This window comes from Sphingomonas sp., from assembly GCF_013816785.1.
Taxonomy (GTDB): Bacteria; Pseudomonadota; Alphaproteobacteria; order Sphingomonadales; family Sphingomonadaceae; genus Sphingomicrobium.
This window is the reverse complement of the sequence record NZ_JACDDV010000023.1, coordinates 23,821-31,871: the sequence shown is the minus strand read 5'-3', so window position 1 is coordinate 31,871 and position 8,051 is coordinate 23,821. Positions and strand designations below refer to the sequence as shown.

Annotated in this window: 8 protein-coding genes; 6 read left to right on the top strand and 2 right to left on the bottom strand. The window is 66.6% G+C overall.

The window, feature by feature from the left end; translation table 11 throughout:
- Window positions 1-72 precede the first annotated feature (72 nt).
- Entirely contained in the window at window positions 73-870 is a 798-nt protein-coding gene (locus H0W65_RS06635; RefSeq protein ID WP_294005546.1) for an exodeoxyribonuclease III, read from the top strand.
- Window positions 867-1,904: a GTP cyclohydrolase II gene (ribA, locus tag H0W65_RS06630; RefSeq protein WP_294005539.1), complete on the top strand. Its 1,038-nt coding sequence runs from the start codon at window positions 867-869 to the stop codon at window positions 1,902-1,904. The genes H0W65_RS06635 and ribA overlap by 4 nt, the downstream gene beginning before the upstream one ends.
- On the opposite strand, the gene H0W65_RS06625 is transcribed toward ribA, so the two are convergent.
- Window positions 1,901-2,554 (bottom strand): YggS family pyridoxal phosphate-dependent enzyme, encoded by a 654-nt coding sequence (locus H0W65_RS06625; protein WP_294005536.1) that lies wholly within the window; start codon window positions 2,552-2,554, stop codon window positions 1,901-1,903. The two genes, ribA and H0W65_RS06625, sit on opposite strands and share 4 nt — an antisense overlap.
- Window positions 2,555-2,630: 76 nt before the next feature.
- On the bottom strand, window positions 2,631-3,344 hold the full coding sequence (locus H0W65_RS06620) for a hypothetical protein (protein ID WP_294005534.1): 714 nt from the start codon (window positions 3,342-3,344) through the stop codon (window positions 2,631-2,633).
- Between the two features lie 196 nt (window positions 3,345-3,540).
- Between H0W65_RS06620 and H0W65_RS06615 the strand changes: the two genes are divergently transcribed.
- Genes H0W65_RS06615 through holA form a run of 4 tightly spaced genes read left to right on the top strand, consistent with a single transcriptional unit; the run spans window position 3,541 to window position 8,017 of the window.
- Window positions 3,541-3,975, top strand: coding sequence for a DUF3576 domain-containing protein (locus H0W65_RS06615; protein ID WP_294005531.1), 435 nt, complete (start codon window positions 3,541-3,543; stop codon window positions 3,973-3,975).
- 12 nt (window positions 3,976-3,987) lie between these two features.
- Complete coding sequence (gene leuS / locus H0W65_RS06610; protein ID WP_294005528.1) at window positions 3,988-6,510, top strand: leucine--tRNA ligase; 2,523 nt, start codon at window positions 3,988-3,990, stop codon at window positions 6,508-6,510.
- Window positions 6,507-7,004 (top strand): LPS assembly lipoprotein LptE, encoded by a 498-nt coding sequence (gene lptE / locus H0W65_RS06605; RefSeq protein WP_294005525.1) that lies wholly within the window; start codon window positions 6,507-6,509, stop codon window positions 7,002-7,004. The genes leuS and lptE overlap by 4 nt, the downstream gene beginning before the upstream one ends.
- A complete protein-coding gene (gene holA / locus H0W65_RS06600; RefSeq protein ID WP_294005523.1) occupies window positions 7,001-8,017 on the top strand; it encodes a DNA polymerase III subunit delta in 1,017 nt (338 codons plus the stop codon). The genes lptE and holA overlap by 4 nt, the downstream gene beginning before the upstream one ends.
- The last annotated feature ends 34 nt before the right edge of the window (window positions 8,018-8,051 follow it).

The following is an 8,051-nucleotide window of genomic DNA, read 5'->3' as shown; positions in this document are numbered from 1 at the left end:
TTCCGTATCTGTCCCGGGGCGGACAGATACGGAAAGGCCCTCCTTCACACAGCCGCATAGCGCGCTACAGAACTGAGCGTGACCAATCTCAAGATCGCCAGCTGGAACATTAATTCGGTTCGCGCCCGGGCCGGCATTGTCGAGCGGCTGCTCGACGAGGAGCAGCCGGACATCCTTTGCCTCCAAGAGACCAAGGCGCTGGATGTCGTCTTCCCCGCCGGCATGTTCCATTCGCGCGGCTATGTGCATCATGAGTTGAATGGTCAGAAGATGCACCACGGCGTTGCCATTCTGTCGCGATTGCCGCTCCACGACAGCGGCCGTCACGATTGGCAGGACAATGGCGAGGCACGCCATGTCGGCGCGCAGCTCGATTGCGGCATCCGGCTGGAAAATGTCTATGTTCCGGCCGGCGGCGACGTGCCCGACCGGACCGTCAACCCCAAGTTCGGCCAGAAGCTCGACTTCATCGAGCGGATGACGCGATGGTCGGAAAAGTTGGCTGAGCCGACTTTGATCGTCGGCGACTTCAACATCGCGCCGCTCGAATGCGACGTATGGAGCCACAAGGCGCTGCTCGACGTGGTTAGCCACACGCCGATCGAGGTCGAGACGCTCGAGCGGCTGCGCCAGGCCCATGACTGGGTCGATCTCGGCCGCCGCCTGATCCCCGCGCCGGATCGCAACTTCACCTGGTGGAGCTACCGCGCGATCGATTGGGCGGCGAGCGACCGCGGTCGGCGCCTTGACCATATGTGGGCCAGTCCGGCGCTCGCGGCGCAGGTCACCAGCCACCGAGTGCTCGAGCCGTGCCGCGGTTGGGAACGGCCGTCGGACCATGTTCCGCTGATCCTCGAGCTCGAGGTGTGAGCGAAGCCGAGCCTCTCGCCCGCGCCATTGCCGCGCTCCGCGCCGGGCGGCCGGTGCGGCTCGGCGGCCTCGATCTCCTCGCCCTCGAAACCGCAACATCGGCGATGCTCGCATTGGCGGACCCCGACCACTGCGCGACGCTGCTGCTCAGCGGGAGCCGCGCGGCCGCACTCGGCCTCGGCAACTTGCGCAACGCCGCCGACGAAGATGAGCCGGCGCACATCGCTCGGCCCGACTGGCTGGGGCAGGACGAAGCCATGGCGCTTGCGGATCCAGGCCGTGACCTGGACCGCGGGCCGATCGGGCCGTTGGGCGCGCTGGCCCTCCCCTCCGAGGCAAGCGTAGCGTTGACCCTTGCCCGTCTTGCCGGATTGCTCCCGGCGCTGTGGCTGCTCGATGGTCAGGTCGAGCCAACGGCGACACTCGATCCCGCCGCGCTCGATCGGAAGCCGCGGGCCATTATCGTCGCGCGCGCGGCGATCCCGATCCGCGACCTGCCGCTCAGCCAGATGATATCCTTCCGCGACGCGGCCAGCGGCGAGGATCATGTCGCGCTGCTGATCGGCGCCTTCGGTGGCCAGCCGCCGCTGATTCGCCTGCATAGCGAATGCCTGACCGGCGACGTGTTCGGCAGCCTCAAATGCGACTGCGGCCCGCAACTGCAGGAGGCGCTTCGCCTGCTCGCCGCCGAGGGCGGTGGGCTGCTGCTCTATCTTCGCCAAGAGGGCCGGGGAATAGGCCTGCCCAACAAGCTGCGCGCCTATGCGCTGCAGGATCGAGGGCTCGACACGGTCGATGCCAACCGCCGCCTGGGCTTTGCGGACGACGAGCGCGACTATGGCGCGGCCGCGGCCATGCTGCGCGCGCTGGGCATCGACCAAGTCCGGCTGCTAACCAACAATCCGGCCAAGGTCGAAGGGCTGGAGCGCGAGGGAATTGCCGTCGTTGGGCGCGTCGCGCACCACATGCCGGCTAACCCGCACAATGCCGACTATCTCGCCACCAAGCGCCGCAAGAGCGGCCACCTCGATTAGTCGAACAGCGCGCTGCCGATACGCACCGCCGTCGCGCCAAGCATGACCGCAGCGGGATAATCGCTCGACATGCCCATGCTGAGGCCGGCGACGCCATGACGTCCCGCCAGCTTGGCAAGCAACGCGAAATAAGGGCCGGCTTCGACTCCCTGGGGGGGCATCGCCATCAGGCCCGCCAGCGGAAGCGGGCTGGCACGGACCGCCCCGATCAGCGCCGGAAGGTCCGCCATCGACGCCCCGCCCTTTTGCTCCTCCTCACCGACGTTGACCTGAACATAAACCGAGGGAAATCGCCCCGCCTTCTCGCCAGCGGCAACTAGCGCGGCCAGCAGGGACGCCCGATCGAGCGAATGGATCGTATCGAACAGCGCCACCGCCTCGCCCGCTTTGTTGGATTGAAGTTGCCCGATCATGTGCAGGCGCAGGTCCGGGCGAGAAGCGAGAAGCGCCGGCCATTTCTCGCTGGCTTCGGCGACGCGATTCTCGCCGAAGTCGCGCATTCCGGCGTCGATCAGTGCCTCGATCTCATCACCGCTGCGCCGCTTCGACACCGCGATCAGCGTCACGTCCGCGGGATCGCGTCGCGCGGCGCGGGCGGCGCGGACGATCTCGGCGCGAACAGTATCGAGGCGGGTTGCTGCGTCGCTCATGGCGGGTGCTATAGGTAAGCGCGTCCCGCCCTGCCAGCGCCGCGGATCGTGAAAGTTGCCCGGGCCGTTTGCGAAATTAGAATCTGAAGGCGGTGCCGACGTAGACCGACTTACTGTCGCGGCGATCGTCGGCCAGCGCCGGGATCTGGTCGCGTTCGACCTTGTAGCGCACACCGCCGGTCAGCGCGATGTTCCGGCTGATGTTGTAGGAGCCGCCGACATCGACCGCCACGCTGTCGGGCCGGGTCAGCGAGGCGACGCGACTCTCGTTGCGCTCGCCAGCGACGGCGACTCGGCCGGTGAATTTCTTCAGATTGTAGCTGACGCCGACGATCGCCGCGTCGCGCGTTCCGAGCACGGGGTCGGGGCTTTTCGACCGCGATACATCGCCGGCGATGGCGAAGCGTTTCCAGCCAACGCCGACGCCGAGGTCATATTGCGCCGGAGCCAGGCCGCTGGCCGGCGAAGCGACCGCCACTTCGACCGGCCGCGCCGGAGTCGGCGCGCCGCGCGCGCGAATGGCGAGTCGTAGCTGCGAGGGGCGGCCCTTGGCGGCCGCCGGGGTGAATTTGAGATCGGTCGTCGAAAGCTCGCGGCCGGCGAACAAGGCGGCCAGGCGCGGGTCGGCCGAAGCCGGGGTAAAGGTCGAAATCCGGTCGAAACTCAACGAGATGGCGGGCGGGCGATTCTTCGCGCCGGCAGCCAGCCCAATCGCCGGAAACAACACCAGCGAAGCGGCCGCAAGCATCAGCGCCGTCTTGCCTCCAGTCCTGAACGCCCCGTTGAGCACGCGCCTACATTCCTCCCGTTCACATGGGATATAGCTTCGCGAAGCTGACAGTTCCATGACTGGAGTCGATTCAGCCGCTTGCTGTTACCGAGAGTCCACAAATTCCGTCCCCCCGCGGCACATTCTGTCGCTTGCCGCCACCGGGTGAGCATCTATAACGCCCTAAGACGACGCCCCTTTTCGCATGAGAGACATTATGCCCCGCCTGACCTCGACCATTGCCGTTTTGATCGCCGCCGGCGTCGCCCTTGGCGGGTGCGCCAGGAATCGCGACCTGCCGACCCAGCTCGCCCCGTCGCGGATGACCTCGATCGGGGTCAACAGCTATTTGTGGCGCGCCGCGGTCGACACGCTGTCGTTTGCTCCGCTGATCACCGCGGATTCGAACGGAGGCGTCATTGTCACCGACTGGTACGCACGCCCCGCGACCCCCGGCGAACGGGTCAAGCTGACGGTCTCGATCATCGACCAGGATCTGCGCGCCGATGCCTTGCGCGTCGCCGCCAGCCGTCAGGTCAACCAGAATGGCGCGTGGGTCGACGCCCCGGTCGCGGCGGCGACCGTGCAGAAGCTCGAAGACATCATCCTGACTCGCGCTCGCGACCTTCGCCGCACCACCGTCGGCGGCTAAGATCGGCTCGCCATGACCGACCGCTTCGACCCGGCGGTTGCCGACCGGCGCTGGCAGCAGCGCTGGGAGGAAGCCGGAAGCTTTATCGCCGATAGCCAGAGCGCCAAGCCCAAATCCTATGTGCTCGAGATGTTCCCCTATCCGTCGGGGCGCATCCACATGGGCCATGTCCGCAACTATACCATGGGCGACGTGCTCGCCCGCTTCCGCCGGATGCAGGGGCATGAAGTGCTCCATCCAATGGGTTGGGACGCGTTCGGCATGCCGGCCGAGAATGCGGCGATGGAGCAGAAGGTCCATCCAGGCACCTGGACGCGCGAGAATATTGCGGCGATGCGCGGGCAGTTGAAGCGAATCGGCTTCGCGCTCGACTGGAGCCGCGAACTCGCCACCTGTGAGCCCGATTACTACGGCCATGAGCAGGCGCTGTTCCTCGACCTGATGGATGCCGGCCTGGTGTTCCGCAAGGCGAGCGAGGTCAACTGGGACCCGGTCGACATGACCGTGTTGGCCAATGAGCAGGTGATCGACGGCAAGGGCTGGCGGTCAGGCGCACCGGTCGAGCGGCGCAAGCTGTCGCAATGGTTTCTGAGGATTACCGACTTCGCCGAGGAATTGCTCGAAGGGCTCGATAGCCTCGACCAATGGCCAGACAAGGTCCGGCTGATGCAGGAGAACTGGATCGGCAAAAGCCGCGGTCTACAATTCTGTTTTCGCCTCGTCGGCACTCCGCCGGGCGGAACCAGCGACGTCGACGTATTCACCACGCGGCCGGATACGATCTTCGGAGCCAGCTTCGTCGCAATCGCGCCGGACCACCCGATCGCTGAGGCGCTTGCGGCCGACAATGACGAGGCCGCCGAATTTATCGCCACGGCGCGCCAGGGCGGGACGACCGCGGCCGAGATCGAGACCGCCGAAAAGCTGGGGTTCGATACCGGCCTCGAGGTGGTTCACCCGCTCGACCCCAGCTCGCGCCTTCCGGTGTGGATCGCGAATTTCGTGCTGATGGACTATGGCGCCGGCGCGCTGTTCGGAGTCCCGGCGCACGATGCGCGCGACTATGAGTTCGCGACCAAATATCGCCTGCCGATCCGCCGTGTTGTGGCGGGCGAGGCCGAGAGCGCCAGCGCACCGGTGATCGAAGCCGAAACCGGGCCCGGGATCGCAGTCAATTCGCAATTCCTCGACGGACTGACCAGCGCCGAGGCGAGCGCCGAGGTCATCAAGCGCGCCGAGACCGCCGGCTGGGGACGAGGCAAGACCCAATACCGCCTGCGGGATTGGGGCGTGTCGCGGCAACGCTATTGGGGCACGCCGATCCCAATTATCCATTGCGACGCGTGTGGACCGGTCGAGGTTCCGCGCAGCCAATTGCCGGTCGTCCTGCCCGAAGACGTGGCGTTCGACTTGCCCGGCAACCCGCTCGATCGCCACCCGACTTGGGGCAAGGTCGACTGCCCGAAGTGCGGCGGGCCGGGCCGACGCGAGACCGACACGCTCGACACCTTTGTCGATTCAAGCTGGTATTTCATCCGCTTTGCCAGCCAGCCGGACAATGCGCCATTCGATCGCGTCGAGGCCGAGCAATGGCTGCCGGTCGGCCAATATATCGGCGGCGTCGAGCATGCCATCCTCCACCTGCTCTATGCCCGCTTCTGGACACGCGCGCTCGAACGGATTGGCCGGCTGTCAGTCAAGGAGCCGTTCCAGGGGTTGTTCACCCAGGGGATGGTGACCCACGAAACCTATCTCAGCCCCGACGGCCGCTGGATCAACCCGGCCGACATCGAGGTTGGTGAGGGCGGCGCGTTGACCGAGCGCGTGAGCGGTGCGGCGGTGATTCGCGGTCGAGTTGAGAAAATGTCTAAGTCGAAAAAGAATACGGTCGATCCGGAACCCATCCTCGACCGCTACGGCGCCGACGCGGTGCGCTGGTTCATGTTATCCGACAGCCCCCCAGAGCGCGACCTCGAATGGTCGGAAAGCGGGATCGAAGGTGCATCGCGCTTCGTCCAGCGGGTGTGGCGGTTGGCGATGGTGCCTGCCGGGAATGACGGCGAGGACATGCCGCTCAAGCGCAAGCTGCACCGCGCCATCGTCGCGGTCGGCGAGGCGATCGACGGGCTGCAATTCAACAAGTCGGTCGCCGCACTGTACGAGTTGACCAGCGCCATCGAGAAGGCAGCTCCATCGGCGACGCGCGACGAGGCGGTCCGCGCCTTGCTGCTGCTCGTCGCGCCGGGCGCGCCGCACCTTGCCGAGGAAGCCTGGGCGGCGCGGGGGGAGGCCGACATGATCGCCGACGCCGCCTGGCCGAGCTACGACCCGGCGCTGCTGATCGACGACGAAGTAACCATCGCGGTGCAGGTCAACGGCAAGCTGCGGGAGACGTTGACCGCCCCGCGCGGCCTTCCCGGCAAGGATCTTGAGGCGCGCGCGCTGGCCCTGCCCAAGGTGCAGGCGCAGCTCGGCGGCCATCCGCCGCGCAAGGTGATTGTGGTTCCCGACCGACTGGTCAATATCGTCGCATGAAGCGCGCGCCCATCCTCCTGCTCGGCCTGATGATGCTGTCGGCATGCGGATTGCAGCCGCTCTATTCGGGCGGGTCGTCGGGCGCGGTGGCGACCGGGCTGTCGACGATTCAGGTCGCGCCGATCCCCGAGCGCGCCGGCTGGCTGATCCGCAATGCGCTGGTCGACCGGCTTGGCGGGGAGGTTGGATCCCCGGCGTTTCGGCTTGAGGTTGAGCTCGACGATGATTTGACCGGGTTCGGCATTCGCGGTGACAGCGCGGCCACGCGGGAGCGACGCACGCTGCGCGCTCGTTATCGACTGGTCGACTTGTCGAACGGCCAGGTCGTGCTCGATGCCACCGCCGGCTCTGACGCCGGCATCGACGTGGTCAGCAGCGAATATGCCACCGTCGCGGCCGAGCAGAGCGCGCTTGAGCGGCTGTCAACGGTGGTCGCCGATCAGATGGTCGCGCGGCTAGGCCTATTCGTCCGCCGCCGCCCCGCCGGGTCATGAAGGCCGCCAAGGGCAGCTTTCCGCGCGCGCTTGACCGGCCCGATCCGGCCATCCGCTTCTATCTGTTTTATGGCCCCGACGAAGCCGGCTCGCGTGCGCTCGCCCTGCACCTGCTCAAGGGGCTTGGCGATGCCGAAAAATTCATCGTGCTTGGGCAAGCGGTTAAATCCGACCCTGCCGCTCTGGCTGACGAGGCCGGGGCGATGGCCCTGTTCGGCGGCACGCGGGCTTTGTGGATCGAGCCGGCGGGCGACGAAATTGCCGATGGAGTTACCGCCCTGCTCGAAGCGCCAGCCAGCGAGAGCGCGGTGATTGCCCTTGCCGGACCGCTGCGCAAGACCTCAACGCTGCTCAAGCTAGCCGAATCGCATGCCGCGGCGCTGGCGCATTGCTCGTATGTCCCCGAGGGACGCGACATGGAGCGCGTGGTGATCGATCTCGCCAGCGTGGTCGGGCTCATCGTCACGCCCGACCTCGCCCAACGCCTCGCCGCCGCCGCCAACAGCAACCAGGCGATTGCCGCGCAGGAGCTGACCAAGTTTGCCCTGTTCCTAGGCGCCGACCCGGCGCACCCCAAGGAATTGGGCCATGACACGGTCGATCTGCTCGGCGCTGACGCAGCCGAGGGCGATCTGATGCGGTTGGGCGACCTTGCGCTGGCTGGGAGGATGGATGAGTTGCTCGACGAGCTGTCGCGCCTGCCGCATGGCGGCTCGGAGGCGATCCCGGTGCTCCGCGCGCTGCAGCGCCGGCTACTGATGCTGGCGCCGCTGCGCGCCCAAGTTGAGCGCGGGGAACGGGCCGACGGCGTCATGGCGTCGTTGGGCAAAGCTTTGTTCTGGAAAGATAAATCGTTGATTCAGCGGTTGCTTTCTAACTGGTCGGCGAATCGGTTGGGCGAAGCCGCCAGCCGGGTGGCGGTGCTCGAACGGCAGATTTTGCTCAATCCGGTATCGAATGAGGCGGCGTTGGGCGAAACGTTTGTGACGCTGGCCAGGGCCGCCCGGCGTTAGAGGCTACCATCGGCGAGCCCATTTAGACTCGTGC